The sequence below is a fragment of the Ruegeria sp. C12 genome, from assembly GCF_056537745.1.
In genome coordinates, this window is the sequence record NZ_JBQFSA010000002.1 from 271,432 (window position 1) to 288,240 (window position 16,809).

The window sequence follows — 16,809 nt, forward strand, 5'->3', positions numbered from 1 at the left end:
GACATGAGCGCCAAGGACCGCCTGCCCCACGAAAAGGGATTTCACATCAGCTGGGATCAGATCCACCGCGATTCGCGCGCTTTGGCGTGGCGGCTGGACGGGCAAGGCCCCGATGACGGCGCATGGCGCGCGGTTGTTGCGATCACCCGTGGCGGCATGGCCCCGGCAATGATCGTCAGCCGCGAGCTTGATATTCGCACCGTCGATACAATCAGCGTCCGCTCGTACCACCATCAGGAACAGGGCGAGGCCGAAGTTCTGAAAGCCCCAGATGCGGCGCTTATGGGAGATGGCGAAGGTGTTCTGATCATCGACGATCTGGTCGACAGCGGCAAAACCTTGGAACTGGTACGCGCCATGTATCCCAAGGCGCATTTCGCCACCGTTTACGCCAAGCCCAAAGGCCGCCCAATGGTGGACACGTTCATCACCGAGGTCAGCCAGGACACCTGGATTTTCTTCCCGTGGGATATGGCCCTGCAATATGTCGAGCCCTATCGCGGCACCGACTGATCCCTTCTTCTGTTTAAAAATACCTCGGAGCGCGAGGCAGAGCCTCGCAAAAGATCGGCACGCCATGACCCAGACCCGCACCAGCGCCACCTTCCCACCCCCGGTGATGGAGGCGCGGCGTTGGCTGGACGGCGTCACATTTCCCGATGATCACCCTCTGATCAATGTCAGCCAGGCCGCGCCGGTGGATCCTCCGCCGCTGGCCCTGCGGCAGGCCATGGCCGACTTCACGGTGCAGCAGGACAGCGCGCATCTCTACGGACCCGTTTTGGGCAATGACGATCTGCGCACCGAACTGGCCAACCAGATCGGAGATCATTACGACGCCACTGTGATGCCGGAACAGGTTGCGATCACCTCGGGCTGCAATCAGGCCTTCTCAGCCGTCATCTCGGCCATCACCGATCAGGGGGATGAGGTGATCCTGCCAACCCCCTGGTATTTCAACCACAAAATGTGGCTGGACATGGCAGGCGTGCAAGCTATCGATCTGCCCACCGGTGAGGATCTGCTGCCCGACCCGGATCAGGCGCGCGCTCTGATCACCGACAAGACGCGCGCGATTTCCCTGGTCACGCCCAACAATCCCGGCGGGGTCGAGTACCCGGCTGATCTGGTCCGCGCCTTCTATGATCTGGCGCGCGAGGCTGGCATCTACCTTCTGGTCGACGAAACCTATCGCGATTTCGACAGCCGCAATGGCCCGCCGCATGAGTTGTTCCAACAGACCGGCTGGGACGAGACGCTGGTGCATCTCTATTCCTTCTCGAAAGCCTACCGCCTGACCGGGCACAGAGTTGGCGCCATTGCGACCAGCGCGGCCTTGCTGGCCGAGATCGAGAAATTTCTGGACACCGTTGCGATTTGCCCCGGCCAGATCGGCCAGTTTGCGGCCCTATGGGGGATGCAGAACCTGAACCAGTGGCTGGCAGGTGAGCGCGACGAAATCCTCGACCGCCGCGCTGCCATCGCTGAGGGGATGCAGGCACTGACGGCAAAAGGCTGGCGGCTTTTGGGGCTGGGCGCTTATTTCGCCTATCTCGAACATCCGTTCGACATGCCCTCGGATGAATTGGCCCGTCGTCTGGTCCCCGAAGCAGGTATTCTGCTGTTGCCGGGCACCATGTTCATGCCCGCAGGCGACCCTGCCGGGGAACGGCAGGTCCGTGTGGCTTTTGCCAATCTGGACCGGGCCGGAATCGGCCGGTTGTTCGATCGTTTGCAGGCGCTTTCCTTCTAAGCTTGCCCCCCGGCGGCACGCGTCGTATTCAGGGCCCCGACCAACAGGGCAGAGACCTGCCAAAAACACCAAGAGGGCATTATGGCTGCAGGCAAGAACAGTTTTTCAAAAACCTTTGTCTGGATACTGATGGGCCTTCTGTTCGTAGGTCTCGCAGGCTTTGGCGCAACCAATCTCAGCGGTACGGTGCGGACCGTGGCGCAAGTGGGCGACGAAAGCGTCTCGGTCGAGGCTTATGTGCGCGAGCTTCAGCGCGAAATCCGCGCCGTCGAGGCGCAGACCGGTCAGCCGCTGCAAATGTCTCAGGCCCGTGAATTTGGGCTGGACCAACTGGCCCTGTCGCGCCTGACTGCGCTGGCCGCTTTGGACAACGAGGTCGCTCAGCTTGGCATCTCGATCGGGGATGAAAACCTGCAGGAAGAGATCGTGTCGATCCCGGCCTTTCAGGGCGTGAACGGCACGTTTGACCGCGAAGCCTATCGGTTCCAGCTGGAACAGATCGGCATGACCGATACCGAGTTCGAAGACGATCTGCGCAAGGAGTCCTCGCGCACGATCATTCAAGCCGCTGTGACTGGTGGCGTGAAGATGCCCGCAACCCTGACCGAAACCATGGTCGACTATATCGGCGCGCGCCGCAGCTTTACCGTGGCCACGCTTGGCGTTGACACGCTGACCACGCCGGTCGCCGAGCCGAGCGAAGATCAGGTTCAGTCTTACTACGATGAGAACACGGATCAGTTCACCCTGCCTCGTACCAAAAGCCTGACCTATGCCATCCTGTCGCCCGAGATGCTGGTGGACACGGTCGAGGTTGACGAGGACACGCTGCGCCGCCTCTACGATCAGCGCGCGGACGAGTTCCAGCAACCCGAACGCCGTCTGGTCGAGCGTCTGAACTTCCCCAGCGAAGAAGCCGCAAATGATGCCAAGGCGCAGCTTGAAGTCGGCGGTACGACTTTCGAACAACTGGTTCGCGACCGCGAGTTGGAGCTGAGCGATATTGATCTGGGCGACGTCACACGCGATGATCTGGGCGAAGCCGCCGATGCGGTGTTTGCCGCCGAACTGGACGCGGTTGTCGGCCCGTTGCCGTCGGTCTTCGGCCCTGCCCTGTTCCGCATCAACGGATCACTGGCCGCAAACAACACTCCGTTTGAAGACGCCGAACCGGCCCTGCGCGAAGAAATCGCCTCGGACCGCGCCCGCCGTCTGATCGAGGCGCAGTCGGAAGACATCAACGACATGCTGGCCGGTGGTGCGACACTAGAAGAACTGGTTGCCGAGACCGAGATGGAATTGGGCCAGATCAACTGGACCGGCGACAGCGACGAAAGCGTTGCCGCCTATGACGGGTTCCGCACCGCCGCCGAAGCCGTGCGCGAAGGCGACTTCCCCGAGATCGGCTTTCTTGAGGACGGCTCGATCTTTGCCCTGCGATTGGATGAAGAACTGCCGCCGCGCCCTGAACCGCTGGACAGCGCGCGTGATCGCGTCGCCGCTGCTTGGACTGCTGCAGAAACCAACAAGGCACTGCTGGATCAGGCGGCCTCGGTCCTGGTGGAATTGGCTACCGACGGCGATTTCACTGCAACCGGCTTGCCGTTCCGCGTCGAAAACGCCCTGACCCGCACCGCGTTTCTGGACGATGTGCCGCCCAGCTTCATGGCCGAAGTGTTCGAAATGGAACCAGGTGAGCTGCGCGTGATCAGCGGCAACGAAGCGGCCATGATCGTGCGTCTGGATGAGATTCTGCCCCCGGCCGAGACCGACGAACTGCGTCAGGTGCAGGAAGCACTGACCGCTCAACTGGATCAGGCACTGGCCCAGAATATCTTTGACGCCTATGTGCGCGATGCGCAAACACGGGCCCGCCCTGTGGTCGATCAGCAAGCCCTGAACGCCGTGCAGGCAAGCTATTAAACGAGACCAAGATGGCATTGACCCCCGATTTCGATAGTTTCGCCCGCGCCTATGAAGCGGGCGAAAACCAGGTCGTCTACACTCGGCTCGCCGCTGATCTGGATACGCCGGTCTCGCTGATGCTGAAACTGACCGGCGCGCAGAAAGACGCGTTCATGCTGGAATCCGTCACTGGCGGAGAGGTGCGCGGGCGCTATTCGATCATCGGGATGAAGCCGGATCTGATCTGGCGCTGCCAGGGTGAAGTGTCTGAACTGAACCGCTCGGCGCGATTCGATGCCGAGTCGTTTACGCCTCAGGACGGCAACCCGATGGACAACCTGCGCGCGTTGCTAGCGGAAAGCCGTATCGCCCTGCCCGACGATCTGCCGCAGGCCGCCGCCGGGCTGTTCGGCTATCTGGGTTACGACATGGTGCGTCTGGTCGAATATCTGCCGGACGTGAACCCCGACCCGCTGGGTCTGCCGGACGCCATCATGCTGCGCCCGTCGGTCATCGCGGTGCTGGACGGTGTGAAGGGCGAGGTCACCGTTGTCTCGCCCGCCTGGGTCAGTGAGGGGCAATCCGCCAAGGCCGCCTATGCCCAAGCGGCTGAGCGTGTGATGGACGCGGTCCGCGATCTGGAACGCGCCATGCCTGCCGAGACCCGCGATCTGGGGGACGCGTCCGAGGTTGCGCCGCCCGTGTCGAACTTCACCAAATCCGGCTATATGGAAGCCGTTGAAAAGGCCAAGGAATACATTCGCGCGGGCGACATTTTTCAGGTCGTCCCGGCGCAGCGCTGGACGCAGGATTTTCCCCAGCCGCCCTTTGCGCTTTATCGCTCGCTGCGCCGCACCAACCCCTCGCCCTTCATGTTTTACTTCAACTTCGGCGGCTTTCAGGTTGTGGGCGCAAGCCCGGAGATTCTGGTGCGCGTCTTCGGCGACGAAGTCACCATTCGCCCCATCGCAGGCACCCGCCCACGCGGCGCGACGCCCGAAGAAGACAAGGCAAACGAGGTCGATCTGCTGGCTGACAAGAAAGAACTGGCAGAGCATCTGATGCTGCTGGATCTGGGCCGCAACGATACAGGCCGCGTTGCCAAGATCGGCACCGTACGTCCAACCGAAGAGTTCATCATCGAACGCTACAGCCACGTGATGCACATCGTCTCGAACGTGGTTGGCGAACTGGCCGAGGACAAAGACGCGCTGGATGCCTTCTTTGCCGGGATGCCTGCGGGGACCGTCTCGGGCGCGCCCAAGGTCCGCGCGATGGAGATCATCGACGAGCTGGAGCCGGAAAAGCGCGGCGTCTATGGCGGCGGTGTCGGCTATTTCAGCGCGGGCGGCGATATGGATATGTGCATCGCCCTGCGCACAGCGATCGTGAAGGATCAGAAGCTTTATATTCAGGCCGGTGGCGGCGTTGTTTACGACAGCGACCCAGAGGCTGAGTATATGGAGACAGTCCACAAATCCAATGCGATCCGACGGGCTGCGGCAGATTCTGCCCGGTTCACCGGCAGCGGCAACTAATAAGAAAAGGCGGCGATCCCGGATCAGCCGCCTTTCTTTATCTTACTGCACTTCGCGCATCATGACGGCCGAGATCGGGGCCATCGCAACCCGATTGCCGCGATCTTCCAATCCCCAAAGCAACAGGGCCGAGATCGTCTCGGGCCGCACGCGACCCAGCATCACAACCGTGCCTTCCTGTCCGGCGCGGAACACGGCCTGGTCCAGGAACCGACGCATGATCTTGGGGTCCTGACGCGCCCCGTCGATATCGCGGAACACCACGCCCGACGGCACACCGTTGCGGGCCGCGATCTTCTGGACCGTGTTCAACCCGTTATCCTGCGTGATCAGCCCCCGGCCCGTCACACCCGCAATCTCGGCCACCTGATCGGCCAGTTTGCGATTGCCCTGAATGCCGGTATCGACCCCTTCCAGAATACCCACGGTTTCCGGCAGCGCTTCAAGCCACACGGCCATCGAAACCTCGGCATCCTGTGCGCTGGCCGCCTCATGCAGATCAACCAAGGCCATCACCTCGAACCCGGCGGCTCGGTGGCGGGCCATCTTCTCGGCTGCATTCGGGTCGGACGGGCTGACGGCGAAGCTGATCGGATAGGGAAAATCCTGCAGCGCCTCGGCTCCAAATGCGTCCTCGTCATCGATCAGAATGATCGACATCAGCGGTTTGGCCTCGGGGTTATCGAACGACGCGGCGTACGCCTCGATGGGCTTTCCGACCGCGATGGCAATCGATCCATCCGTACCTGCCGCGTCCGTGCTTGGTGTATCCGTCGCTGGCGGATCGTCCCGTTCAGTCAGGGGAACAACGCGTTTACCAATGATTGAGCTGGTGCTGGTCTCACCCTCCCCCCCGATCTGAGGCAGCGCTGCAAGACGCGGCAAGGTCCGGGGCAAAACATCCTCATCGCCTTCAACGGCAATCGGGCTGTTTTCAAACGGGTTCTCTTCGGTGTCCTCGTTGGACGTGCCCGGCAATTGCGCCGGTTCTGGCTGGGGTTCCAGTCCAGCCACATCTTCGTTTGCAGGCGGCGCGGGTGTCTCATCGATCACCAGCGGTTGGCTATCGTCCTGAGGGGCCTGCGGCGCTGCCCCCGGCAGTTGTGGCGCGGCGGGCGGATCCGTCAGCACCGCGACGTCCTCGGACACCGCAGGATCAGGCTGTTCGGCCTGTTGCGCCGGATCCGTGATCACAGGTTGGGCATCTGCCTCGGCCTCAAGACCTGACAGATCGGCTGCGTCCTCTTCTTGGTACTCGGCAACATTTGGCGCAGCGGGGGGCACTTCGACCAGATCCGCATCCGATCCGGTCTCGGCCACACCTTCCGGGGCCTCGGATGTCGCCACGTCTTCGGGTTGCGGCGCTTCGGTCGTGACCGCGGTTCGCTGAGCCAACGGCGCCTGCAACGACAGTACCGTGCCCAGAATCAAAACAACGACCGCGCCCGCGACCATTCCCCCGATAAATCCGCCCATGACCAGTGCCTTTCGCCTGTTTACTGCTTTGCCCATCCCGACGCCGTCTGCTGCGACGCTTGGCCTGATGACGCGCCGGGAACGGGATGTCCTCTTGACGCTGCCGCACAAGCCTGAGCATGTATGTCCCGACATTATACCGTGGCCGGGGGCTGCATCGCCAGCCTGAAATGCCCAAGCGAAGATAAGTGCCCAAATGCTGCTGCTGATCGACAACTACGACTCGTTTACCTACAACCTGGTGCATTATCTGGGCGAACTTGGGGCCGAAATGGTCATTCGCCGCAACGATGCGCTGGATGTGCAGGAAGCCATGGCGATGAACCCCGCCGGCATCCTGCTCAGCCCCGGCCCCTGCGACCCGGATCAGGCCGGGATTTGCCTGGCCCTGACCGAAGCCGCTGCCGAGACAAAGACACCCCTTATGGGTGTGTGTCTGGGCCATCAGACTATCGGACAGGTCTTTGGCGGTAGGGTCGTGCGCTGCCATGAGATCGTGCACGGCAAGATGGGCACGATGAAACATACCGGCAAAGGCGTCTTTGCCGGACTGCCCTCACCCTTTGAAGCGACCCGCTACCATTCCCTGATCGTCGAGCGTGAGACGCTGCCGGACTGCCTTGAGATCACGGCGGAACTGGAAGACGGCACCATCATGGGGCTGCAACACAAGGAACTGCCCATTCACGGCGTCCAGTTCCACCCGGAATCCATCGCATCCGAGCATGGCCACGCCCTGCTCAAGAACTTCCTGCAAGAACTGAAAGTCCCCGCATGAGCGACGCATTGAAACCGCTGATCGGCGCGTCGGCTGATCGGCCTTTGACCCGTGCCGAGGCGGAACAAGCCTTTGGCATTCTGTTCGACGGCGAAGCCACCCCCAGCCAGATCGGCGGGCTGCTGATGGCGATGCGCACGCGGGGCGAAACCGTGGACGAATACGCCGCCGCCGCCGCTGTGATGCGCGCCAAGTGCAACGCCGTATCCGCACCTGCGGGTGCAATGGATATTGTAGGCACGGGTGGTGATGGTAAGGGAACCCTGAACATCTCGACCGCGACGGCCTTTGTCGTGGCGGGGGCCGGTGTCACCGTGGCCAAGCACGGCAACCGGAACCTCAGTTCCAAATCCGGCGCGGCGGACGCATTGGGGCAGATGGGAATCAACGTGATGGTCGGCCCGCAAGTGGTTGAAAAGGCGCTGAATGAGGCCGGTATCTGCTTCATGATGGCTCCGATGCACCACCCGGCGATTGCCCATGTCATGCCCTCGCGACAGGAACTTGGGACGCGCACGATCTTCAACATTCTTGGCCCGCTGACCAACCCGGCGGGCGTCAAGCGCCAGTTGACCGGCGCGTTCTCGCGCGAGTTGATCCGACCGATGGCGGAAACGCTGGGTCTGTTGGGCTCCGACCGTGCATGGCTGGTCCATGGCTCGGACGGCACGGATGAATTGACCATCACCGGCGTCAGCTGGGTTGCCGCGTTGGAAGACGATACCGTCAAAGAGGTCGAACTGCACCCCGAAGACGCGGGCCTGCCTGTGCACCCGTTCGAGGACATCATCGGCGGCACCCCCGAAGAAAACGCCACAGCCTTCCGCGCCTTGCTGGATGGCGCGCCGTCGGCCTATCGCGACGCCGTTCTGCTGAATTCGGCGGCTGCTCTGGTCGTGGCCGAGGCGGCCTCGGACCTGCGCGAAGGCGTTGAAAAGGCTGCCGAAAGCATCGACAGTGGCAAAGCAAAAGAGAAAATAACCGCCCTGGCGCGGATCACACAGGAAGCCGCATGACCGAGACTGTTCTGGACAAAATCAAAGCCTACAAGCTGGAAGAGATCGCAGCGGACAAGGCGCAAAACTCGCTGGACGAGTTGGAAAGCGAGGCGCGCGAAGCGCCCGAGGTTCGCGGCTTTGCTGCAGCGCTGCACGATGCGTCCCGCACCGGGTATGGACTGATTGCCGAGGTCAAGAAAGCCAGCCCCTCCAAAGGCTTGATCCGTCCGGATTTTGATCCACCGGTTCTGGCGAAAGCCTATGAAGATGGTGGCGCGGCCTGTTTGTCGGTGCTGACGGACACACCAAGCTTTCAGGGCGCCAAAGACTATCTGACCGCAGCCCGTGCCGCCACCAACCTGCCCGCCCTGCGCAAGGATTTCATGTATGACCCCTATCAGGTCGTCGAAGCGCGCGCATTGGGGGCAGATTGTATCCTGATCATCATGGCCTCGGTCGAGGATGCTCAGGCCGCTGAACTGGAACAAACCGCTTTTGACTGGGGCATGGACGTTCTGATCGAGGTTCATGACGCGGCCGAGTTGGAGCGTGCGACGCGGCTGAAAAGCCCCCTGATCGGAATAAACAACCGTAATCTCAAGACGTTCGAGACCACTCTTGATACGACCCGGCGTTTGTCGAAGCTGGTTCCAGGAGACCGGACGATCGTCTGCGAAAGCGGTCTGGGCGCGCCCGAGGATTTGGCCGATATCGCCCGTTACGGCGCGCGGTGTTTCCTGATCGGCGAAAGCCTGATGCGTCAGGACGACGTGACCGCCGCGACCCGGCACATCCTGTCAAACCCGTTGATCCCCGGAGTGATGTGATGCCGCTCACCCATTTCGATGCGCAAGGTCAGGCCCATATGGTTGATGTCTCGGATAAAGAGGTGACCGACCGCGTGGCTGTCGCATCCGGGTACATCAAGATGGCACCGGAAACCTTTGATTTGATTTCAGAAGGTCGCGCCAAGAAGGGCGATGTTCTGGGCGTTGCGCGACTGGCCGGGATCATGGGGGCCAAGAAAACGCCTGACCTGATCCCCCTTTGCCACCCTTTGCCGGTGACCAAGGTTGCCGTGGAGCTGACGCTGGACCCTGATCTGCCGGGTGTTCAGATCGAAGCCACCGTAAAGACCTCGGGCCAGACCGGGGTTGAGATGGAGGCGCTGACGGCCGTCTCGACCGCCGCGCTGACGGTCTATGACATGACCAAAGCCGTGGACAAGGCGATGGAAATCGGCGGTATTCGGGTCCTTCTGAAAGATGGCGGAAAATCAGGGCGTTACGAAGCGCAATGATCACGGTTGAAGACGCCCGCGCCCTGCTGTTCGATCTGGTTGCTCCGCTGCCGGTCGAGCATGTGCCACTGGCCCAATCCGCAGGCCGGGTCCTGGCCGAAGACGTCGCAGCGACGCGCGATCAGCCGCCCTTTGCGGCCTCTTCCATGGATGGATACGCGGTCAAAGCGGCTGAGGTTGAACTGCATTCAATGTTCAAGGTCGCAGGGGAATCCGCTGCGGGCAGTCGCTTCGACGGACGTGTCGGACCGGGTCAGGCTGTGCGCATTTTCACCGGCGCGCCGGTGCCGGACGGTGCTGATTTCATCGTTATTCAGGAAGATGTGGATCGCCGGGGCGACCTGATTACCATCACCGACGCCCCCGGCCCCAAAACCAACATCCGGCCCGCCGGGGTGGATTTTGCCAAGGGTACCAAAATCACGGCCCCGCGTCTGATCCGTCCCGAAGATGCCGCCCTGATGGCAGCCATGAATATCGCAAAGGTGCCGGTCACGCGGAAACCTCAGATCGCGCTGATTTCGACCGGGGATGAGTTGGTTATGCCCGGCGAAACGCCCGGCCCTGACCAGATCATCGCCTCGAATACGTTCGGACTGAAAGCCTTGCTGGAAGGGCTTGGCGCGCATGTCCGCGTCCTGCCCATCGCGCAGGACACGGTATCGTCGCTTGAAACCGCCTTTGGTCTGGCCGAGGGCGCTGATCTGGTGGTGACAATCGGCGGCGCGTCGGTCGGCGACTATGATCTGGTGTCTGACGTGTCCCAGGCGCTGGGGATGGAACGGTCGTTCTACAAGATCAGAATGCGGCCCGGAAAACCCCTGATGGCCGGACGGATGGGCGATACGGCCATGGTCGGTCTGCCCGGAAATCCCGTCAGCGCAATGGTTTGCGGCTATTTGTTCCTGGCTCCGATGGTGCGGCGCATGTTGGGTCTGGATTCGGTTGTGACACCGTTCAGGACCGCCACCCTGGTCGAGCCGCTGTCGCCGAACGGCCCGCGCGAGCACTATATGCGCGCAATCCTCGACGAGAACGGCATCCGCGCCTGTGCCGATCAGGACAGTTCTCTGCTAAGCGTTCTGGCACAGGCCAACGCCTTGTTGGTGCGCCCGCCCGACGATCCCGCGCTGCCTGCGGGGGCAAAGGTGCGCTACCTGCCGATATAGAACATCGTCAAATTCGTTGACACAAAACGTGAACATGCGTAGAACAAAAGAAAACGCATGAGCGACGAGGTGTGAGCGATGCTGACCAAGAAGCAATTGGATTTGCTGGAATTCATCCACAAACGCGTGCAGGCGGACGGTGTTCCGCCCAGCTTTGACGAAATGAAGGCCGCGCTGGACCTGCGTTCGAAATCCGGCATTCATCGGTTGATCACGGCATTGGAAGAGCGTGGATTTATCCGCCGTCTGGCCCACCGTGCCCGCGCGATCGAGATTGTGAAATTGCCCGAAAGCCTTGGCGGACAACCCACGGCGGGGTTCAGCCCGCGCGTGATCGATGGTGACAAGCCTGAAGGCCAACGCCCGGCAAACTTTGAACCTGTTGCGGTGGACGCTATGGAACTGCCCGTTATGGGCCGGATCGCCGCTGGTGTGCCGATTGAGGCGATCAGCCACGTCTCGCATCGTGTGGCGGTACCCGGCCCCATGGTCTCGGGTCAGGGTTCGCATTACGCGCTTGAGGTAAAGGGCGACTCGATGATCGATGCCGGGATCAATGATGGCGACGTCGTCGTGATCCGCGAGACATCGACCGCTGACAACGGCGACATCGTTGTTGCACTGGTCGAGGATCAGGAGGCCACCTTGAAGCGTTTCTTCCGCCGTGGTCAGGCCATCGCGCTTGAGGCCGCGAACCCGGCTTATGAAACGCGGGTGCTGCCCGAAGACAAAATCAAGGTTCAGGGTCGTCTGGTCGGGTTGATCCGCACCTACTGATCCCACCTTTAACGCCTGTCCCCGGAGGGTTTCGGGGACCACAGGCGATGCCCGGTCAGATCCGCGCTGGTGACCAGCTTTCCATCAGTGATGGAGAGGCTTCCGGTCTCATACAGCCGCTCGGGGTCAAAAACGCTGCAATCTCCGTCCATGTCCAGATTTATTGCTGAAACAACGATCTGATTCTCATGGCACTCCGTGAATTCCTGCGCGGCCCTTTTGCCGGTGACATGGATGACCTCTTTGTCCTGCAAGGCAATCCGCTGGATAAGGCCGGACTGCCCCGGCCAACGACCGGCAGCGTGCCCCTGATCCTGCCCGTCCCCGTCATTCTCTAACCAAACAGTCGCAACAAAACCGCTGCCTTTTTCTTTGCTCAGCGCCCTGCCCTGTTCAGTGATGACGCCCACCAACCCTCCGGACTCGGCGATCAGCACCTCGGGGCGATGGCCAGACGTCCAGAACAGAAAGGCAAGGGCGACGGGGGCAAGGCCGATCCACCGCGCCCGGCCCTGCCACAGGGCAATCCAAAGCGCGCCCAGGGCCATCACCGGCAGCACGAACCAGGGCGGGCTGACAACGTAACCTTGCGCGCCCTCAAGGCCCGAGACCCAGTCCGCGATCATCAAGATCCATCGCAGGCCAATGCCCATGATCTGAATGGCAATCGCCTCCAACCCAAACGGGGCCAACAAGGCCGCAACCACGGCAAAGGGCACCACAACCGACCCCATCACCGGAACCGACAGAAGGTTCGCCAGCAGGCCATAATGCGACATGGTGTTGAAATGTGCCGCGCCGATTGGCGCAGTGGCAAGACCGGCGATTGCAGATGACATGAGAACGCCGGCTATCGGCTGCACCCATTTGGGGCCGGGCATCGGGCCGAAGTCGCGCAATGCGCCAAAGACGGCCACAAGGGCCGTGGTTGCCGCAAATGACATCTGAAAACCGGGGCTCAGCAGGGTTTCGGGGCGCAAGGCCAGCACGATCAACGCCGCCACGGCCACCGCCCGCAACGAGATGGCACGGCGGTCGATCAGAACCGCCCCCAACATGACGGTGACCATGACAAAGGCACGTTCGGTCGCCACGTTACCGCCCGAGAGCATCAGGTAGATCACCGCAGCGACCAGCGCACATCCCGCAGCCAGTTTGCGAACCGGAACGCGCAGGGCCAAGGCCGGGATCGCGGACAGCCCGATCCGGCAGGCCACAAAGACAAACCCGGTCAACAGCCCCATATGCAAGCCCGAGATCGCAAGTAGATGCGCGAGATTCGAGGCCCGTAACGCCCCAAGCGCCGCTTGCCCCATACCGCTGCGGTCTCCGGTGGTGACGGCGGCGGCAAAGCCGCCAACCTCACCCGGCAAGATCTCACGCACCCGCTCGGAAATCTTCATGCGGATCGCGGTAATCCGAACCCCGTCCATCGCGTCCTGCGGCGGGGCAATGGTCATGACCGGAACGCGGGTGTATCCAACCGCGCCAAGGCGTTGAAACCAGGCGTGGCGGCGGAAATCGAAACCGCCGGGCTCGACCGGGCCTTGCGGCGGCGACAAATGGGCGGTGGTCATGATCCGCTGCCCCGGCGCAATGGGATCGATCTGAGAATGTACGGAAAGACGGATGCGCTGCGGTCGCCGATCATGCGGCACGTCCCCTACCCGCACCTGATCCAGCGTCAGTCGCAGCGCATCCGAGGCAGACCGGTCCATGGCGACGACCCTCCCCTCGATGGGGCCGTAATACCGCCATGACAAAACCGGTTCCGCCACCATATGGGCGCGGGCACCTGCCAGCAGAAAGCCGACAGCAACCAGCGCCCCCCCGATTGCCAACGATCCCCATCCGGCCGGTAAAAAGCGGCACAGGCCGATCAGCACCAAACCGGTGGTCGCAAAGCCCAGATAGATCGGCCAGCCCGGTTCGAACCGCAATCCGAAATAGAGGCCAATCCCAAGCGCCAGACATACCGGAGACCATGGAAACAGGAACCCCGTCTGGTTCAGCAGCGCCGCCTGGGCCCGTGCAAGAACACGCATGGTTGCCCCCGTCCTTCGGGCTCGTTAGACAAGCGCCACACTATGCCCGTCGCGGTTACCAAAAGGTTAATCAAAATAATGTCCGATCAGGTCGTCACCCGTTTTGCACCCTCACCCACCGGTTTTCTGCACATCGGCGGTGCACGCACAGCGCTGTTCAACTGGCTTTATGCGCGCGGGCGCGGCGGCAAGTTCCTGCTGCGAATCGAAGACACGGACCGCGAGCGGTCGACCCCCGAGGCCACCGCGGCGATTCTACAAGGCATGGAGTGGCTTGGGCTGGATCACGACGGCGACGTGATTTCTCAGTTCGAAGGGGCCGCACGACACGCCGAGGTTGCGCATCAGCTATTGGCTGAGGGCAAGGCTTATAAGTGTTTCTCGTCTCAGGATGAAATCGCCGCATTCCGCGAACAGGCACGGGCCGAGGGGAAATCGACCCTGTTCCGCAGCCCCTGGCGCGATGCGCCCCCTGAAACCCACCCCGATGCGCCTTTTGTGATCCGCATCAAGGCGCCGCAGGACGGCGCGACCGTGATCCGGGATCAGGTTCAGGGCGATGTGACCATCCGCAACGATCAGCTAGACGATATGATCCTTCTGCGCTCGGACGGGACACCGGTTTATATGCTGGCGGTTGTGGTTGATGACCACGATATGGGCGTCACCCATGTGATCCGCGGCGACGATCACCTGAACAACGCCGCCCGCCAGATGATGATCTACGAGGCGATGGGCTGGGACGTTCCAGTCTGGGCGCACATTCCGCTGATTCACGGGCCTGACGGCAAGAAACTGTCCAAACGCCACGGCGCTTTGGGCGCGCAGGAATATCAGGCGATGGGCTATCCCGCCGCCGGTATGCGCAACTATCTGGCACGTCTGGGTTGGAGCCACGGTGACGATGAATTCTTCACCGACGCACAGGCGAAAGAGTGGTTCGATCTGGATGGAATCGGCAAAAGCCCGGCGCGTTTCGACTTGAAAAAGCTGGAAAACCTGTGCGGTCAGCACATCGCAATCTCGGATGATGCTGCGCTGCGGCAAGAAATTGAAGATTACCTCGCGGCAGCAGAGCTGCCCGCTCTCACACAGACACAATCGGGTGATCTGGAACGTGCGATGTATTGCCTCAAGGATCGCGCGCGCACTTTCCCGGAACTGCTTGAAAAAGCGCATTTTGTACTGACCGAGCGCCCGATTGCCCCGGATGAGAAAGCCGCAAAAGCGTTGGCATCAGTATCCGATGGTATACTGAATGAATTGACGCCGCAGTTGCAAAATGCTAGCTGGTCCCGGAACGAGCTGGAAGAGACGTTGAATTCCTTTGCCGAAGCAAGGGAGGTCAAGTTCGGCAAGCTGGCAGGCCCGCTTAGGGCTGTATTGGCTGGTCGGGCCGTCACACCTTCGGTTTTTGACATGATGCTTGTGCTGGGACGCGATGAAACCCTGGCGCGGCTTTCTGAGGCAGCGAAATAAACCCAAGCTTCATAAACGGGTAACGCTGCTCCGCTAACACCCGGACTGCGCGCTTGCGCGCGGTCATTGCCCGCAGGTTTCGGCAACGATCTGGCCTGCGCACGAATGAAGAAGGGACAACCATGACTGATAGCAACAAAACAGCCACTCTGACCGTGCATGGAAAAGAGTATGAGTTGCCGGTTCACTCGCCGACCGCTGGGCCTGACGTTGTCGATATCCGCAAACTGTACGGTCAGGCGGGTGTGTTCACCTATGACCCCGGCTTTACCTCGACCGCAAGCTGCGACAGCACCATCACCTATATCGATGGCGAAAAGGGCGAGCTGCTGCACCGGGGCTATCCGATCGATCAACTGGCCGAGAAATCCCACTTCCTGGAAGTGTGCTATCTGCTGCTGTACGGAGAGTTGCCGAGCGCCAAGGATCTTGAAACCTTCGAGACCACGATCACCCGTCACACCATGCTGCACGAGCAGATGCAGTATTTCTATCGCGGCTTCCGCCGGGATGCGCACCCGATGGCGATCATGGTGGGCGTGGTTGGCGCAATGTCTGCCTTCTACCACGATTCGACCGACATCTCGGACCCGCATCAGCGCGAGGTCGCCTCGCACCGTCTGATCGCCAAGATGCCGACCATCGCGGCCTGGGCTTTCAAATACCACACCGGTCAGCCTTTCGTGTATCCGCGCAATGATCTGGACTATGCGTCGAACTTCCTGCGCATGTGCTTCAGCGTTCCCGCCGAAGAGTATGAGGTGAACCCGATCCTCAGCCGTGCAATGGACCGCATCTTTACCCTGCACGCGGATCACGAACAGAACGCCTCGACATCGACCGTGCGTCTGGCGTCGTCGTCCGGTGCAAACCCGTTTGCCTGTATCGCCGCCGGCATCGCCTGCCTGTGGGGTCCGGCCCATGGCGGTGCGAACCAGGCCTGTTTGGAGATGCTTGAAGAGATCGGCACCGTTGACCGTATCCCTGAATACATCGCCCGCGCCAAGGACAAGAACGACCCGTTCCGCCTGATGGGCTTTGGCCACCGCGTCTACAAGAACTTCGACCCGCGCGCCAAGGTGATGAAGCAGTCGGCTGACGAAGTGCTGGATCTGCTGGGCATCGAAGACAATCCGAAGCTGCAGGTCGCCAAGGAACTTGAGCGTGAGGCGCTGGAAGATCCGTATTTCGCCGAGAAGAAACTGTTCCCGAATGTGGACTTCTATTCGGGCATCATTCTCGAGGCGATGGGCTTCCCCACCTCGATGTTCACCCCGATCTTTGCCTTGTCACGCACCGTTGGCTGGGTCAGCCAGTGGAAAGAGATGATTGCCGATCCACAGAACAAGATCGGCCGTCCGCGTCAGTTGTATCTGGGCGAGACCAATCGCGACTACGTGGATATCGAAAACCGCTAAGGCGGCATGACACGAGAAAAACCCCGCGATTTGCGGGGTTTTTTTTGAGCAGTCAAATGTGGATCCGGCCGACAACGGTAAACCTCGTCGTGCCGCCGCTTCGAATTCTTCTGGCGCCGCCAATGCTCTTTTTCTTGACCAATGCCTCTGTTTGCGGGTTTCGGTCAGGGCTT

General features: G+C 61.2%; 14 protein-coding genes. 12 read left to right on the top strand and 2 right to left on the bottom strand.

Annotation, left to right across the window (positions count from 1 at the left end; all coding sequences use genetic code 11):
* The first annotated feature begins 3 nt into the window (after positions 1 to 3).
* From gpt to trpE, 4 genes are all read left to right on the top strand, one after another.
* Positions 4 to 513 carry a xanthine phosphoribosyltransferase gene (gpt, locus tag ACR0C9_RS06540; protein ID WP_170450379.1) on the top strand — a complete coding sequence of 170 codons (510 nt, stop codon included), beginning with the start codon at positions 4 to 6 and terminating at the stop codon, positions 511 to 513.
* A 64-nt stretch (positions 514 to 577) separates the two neighbouring features.
* Positions 578 to 1,753: an aminotransferase gene (locus tag ACR0C9_RS06545; RefSeq protein ID WP_170621856.1), complete on the top strand. Its 1,176-nt coding sequence runs from the start codon at positions 578 to 580 to the stop codon at positions 1,751 to 1,753.
* An 81-nt stretch (positions 1,754 to 1,834) separates the two neighbouring features.
* Entirely contained in the window at positions 1,835 to 3,676 is a 1,842-nt protein-coding gene (locus ACR0C9_RS06550) for a peptidyl-prolyl cis-trans isomerase (RefSeq protein ID WP_480780630.1), read from the top strand.
* Between the two features lie 11 nt (positions 3,677 to 3,687).
* Positions 3,688 to 5,196, top strand: a complete 1,509-nt coding sequence (trpE, locus tag ACR0C9_RS06555; protein ID WP_480780631.1) for an anthranilate synthase component I — start codon at positions 3,688 to 3,690, stop codon at positions 5,194 to 5,196.
* 42 nt (positions 5,197 to 5,238) lie between these two features.
* Here the strand turns inward: trpE and ACR0C9_RS06560 are convergent, their stop codons facing one another.
* The gene (locus ACR0C9_RS06560) at positions 5,239 to 6,708 is read right to left on the bottom strand and encodes a divergent polysaccharide deacetylase family protein (protein WP_480626050.1); all 1,470 of its coding nucleotides are present in this window, start codon (positions 6,706 to 6,708) and stop codon (positions 5,239 to 5,241) included.
* Between the two features lie 160 nt (positions 6,709 to 6,868).
* On the opposite strand from ACR0C9_RS06560, the gene ACR0C9_RS06565 reads away from it, so the two are divergent.
* From ACR0C9_RS06565 to lexA, 6 genes are all read left to right on the top strand, one after another.
* Positions 6,869 to 7,450: an aminodeoxychorismate/anthranilate synthase component II gene (locus tag ACR0C9_RS06565; RefSeq protein ID WP_170450369.1), complete on the top strand. Its 582-nt coding sequence runs from the start codon at positions 6,869 to 6,871 to the stop codon at positions 7,448 to 7,450.
* Positions 7,447 to 8,466 (top strand): anthranilate phosphoribosyltransferase, encoded by a 1,020-nt coding sequence (gene trpD / locus ACR0C9_RS06570; RefSeq protein WP_170734831.1) that lies wholly within the window; start codon positions 7,447 to 7,449, stop codon positions 8,464 to 8,466. The genes ACR0C9_RS06565 and trpD overlap by 4 nt, the downstream gene beginning before the upstream one ends.
* Positions 8,463 to 9,275 carry an indole-3-glycerol phosphate synthase TrpC gene (trpC, locus tag ACR0C9_RS06575; RefSeq protein WP_480780632.1) on the top strand — a complete coding sequence of 271 codons (813 nt, stop codon included), beginning with the start codon at positions 8,463 to 8,465 and terminating at the stop codon, positions 9,273 to 9,275. The genes trpD and trpC overlap by 4 nt, the downstream gene beginning before the upstream one ends.
* Positions 9,275 to 9,748: a cyclic pyranopterin monophosphate synthase MoaC gene (gene moaC / locus ACR0C9_RS06580; protein WP_480780633.1), complete on the top strand. Its 474-nt coding sequence runs from the start codon at positions 9,275 to 9,277 to the stop codon at positions 9,746 to 9,748. Before trpC ends, moaC begins: the two co-directional genes overlap by 1 nt.
* On the top strand, positions 9,745 to 10,917 hold the full coding sequence (locus tag ACR0C9_RS06585) for a molybdopterin molybdotransferase MoeA (protein WP_480780634.1): 1,173 nt from the start codon (positions 9,745 to 9,747) through the stop codon (positions 10,915 to 10,917). The genes moaC and ACR0C9_RS06585 overlap by 4 nt, the downstream gene beginning before the upstream one ends.
* Before the next feature lie 78 nt (positions 10,918 to 10,995).
* A complete protein-coding gene (gene lexA, locus ACR0C9_RS06590; RefSeq protein ID WP_170450359.1) occupies positions 10,996 to 11,694 on the top strand; it encodes a transcriptional repressor LexA in 699 nt (232 codons plus the stop codon).
* An 8-nt stretch (positions 11,695 to 11,702) separates the two neighbouring features.
* Here lexA and ACR0C9_RS06595 read toward each other — a convergent pair whose 3' ends face one another.
* Positions 11,703 to 13,739 carry a ComEC/Rec2 family competence protein gene (locus ACR0C9_RS06595; RefSeq protein WP_480626052.1) on the bottom strand — a complete coding sequence of 679 codons (2,037 nt, stop codon included), beginning with the start codon at positions 13,737 to 13,739 and terminating at the stop codon, positions 11,703 to 11,705.
* Positions 13,740 to 13,817: 78 nt separating this feature from the next.
* On the opposite strand from ACR0C9_RS06595, the gene gltX reads away from it, so the two are divergent.
* Both gltX and gltA read left to right on the top strand, forming a co-directional pair.
* Positions 13,818 to 15,218: a glutamate--tRNA ligase gene (gene gltX, locus ACR0C9_RS06600; RefSeq protein WP_170450354.1), complete on the top strand. Its 1,401-nt coding sequence runs from the start codon at positions 13,818 to 13,820 to the stop codon at positions 15,216 to 15,218.
* Positions 15,219 to 15,340: 122 nt separating this feature from the next.
* Positions 15,341 to 16,636 (top strand): citrate synthase, encoded by a 1,296-nt coding sequence (gene gltA, locus ACR0C9_RS06605; protein ID WP_170450352.1) that lies wholly within the window; start codon positions 15,341 to 15,343, stop codon positions 16,634 to 16,636.
* Positions 16,637 to 16,809: the final 173 nt, after the last annotated feature.

Coding starts and splice junctions, on each gene's coding strand:
- gpt (WP_170450379.1), top strand. CDS start 4: ATGAGCGCCAAGGACCGCCTGCCCCACGAAAAGGGATTTCACATCAGC.
- ACR0C9_RS06545 (WP_170621856.1), top strand. CDS start 578: ATGACCCAGACCCGCACCAGCGCCACCTTCCCACCCCCGGTGATGGAG.
- ACR0C9_RS06550 (WP_480780630.1), top strand. CDS start 1,835: ATGGCTGCAGGCAAGAACAGTTTTTCAAAAACCTTTGTCTGGATACTG.
- trpE (WP_480780631.1), top strand. CDS start 3,688: ATGGCATTGACCCCCGATTTCGATAGTTTCGCCCGCGCCTATGAAGCG.
- ACR0C9_RS06560 (WP_480626050.1), bottom strand. CDS start 6,708: ATGGGCAAAGCAGTAAACAGGCGAAAGGCACTGGTCATGGGCGGATTT.
- ACR0C9_RS06565 (WP_170450369.1), top strand. CDS start 6,869: ATGCTGCTGCTGATCGACAACTACGACTCGTTTACCTACAACCTGGTG.
- trpD (WP_170734831.1), top strand. CDS start 7,447: ATGAGCGACGCATTGAAACCGCTGATCGGCGCGTCGGCTGATCGGCCT.
- trpC (WP_480780632.1), top strand. CDS start 8,463: ATGACCGAGACTGTTCTGGACAAAATCAAAGCCTACAAGCTGGAAGAG.
- moaC (WP_480780633.1), top strand. CDS start 9,275: ATGCCGCTCACCCATTTCGATGCGCAAGGTCAGGCCCATATGGTTGAT.
- ACR0C9_RS06585 (WP_480780634.1), top strand. CDS start 9,745: ATGATCACGGTTGAAGACGCCCGCGCCCTGCTGTTCGATCTGGTTGCT.
- lexA (WP_170450359.1), top strand. CDS start 10,996: ATGCTGACCAAGAAGCAATTGGATTTGCTGGAATTCATCCACAAACGC.
- ACR0C9_RS06595 (WP_480626052.1), bottom strand. CDS start 13,739: ATGCGTGTTCTTGCACGGGCCCAGGCGGCGCTGCTGAACCAGACGGGG.
- gltX (WP_170450354.1), top strand. CDS start 13,818: ATGTCCGATCAGGTCGTCACCCGTTTTGCACCCTCACCCACCGGTTTT.
- gltA (WP_170450352.1), top strand. CDS start 15,341: ATGACTGATAGCAACAAAACAGCCACTCTGACCGTGCATGGAAAAGAG.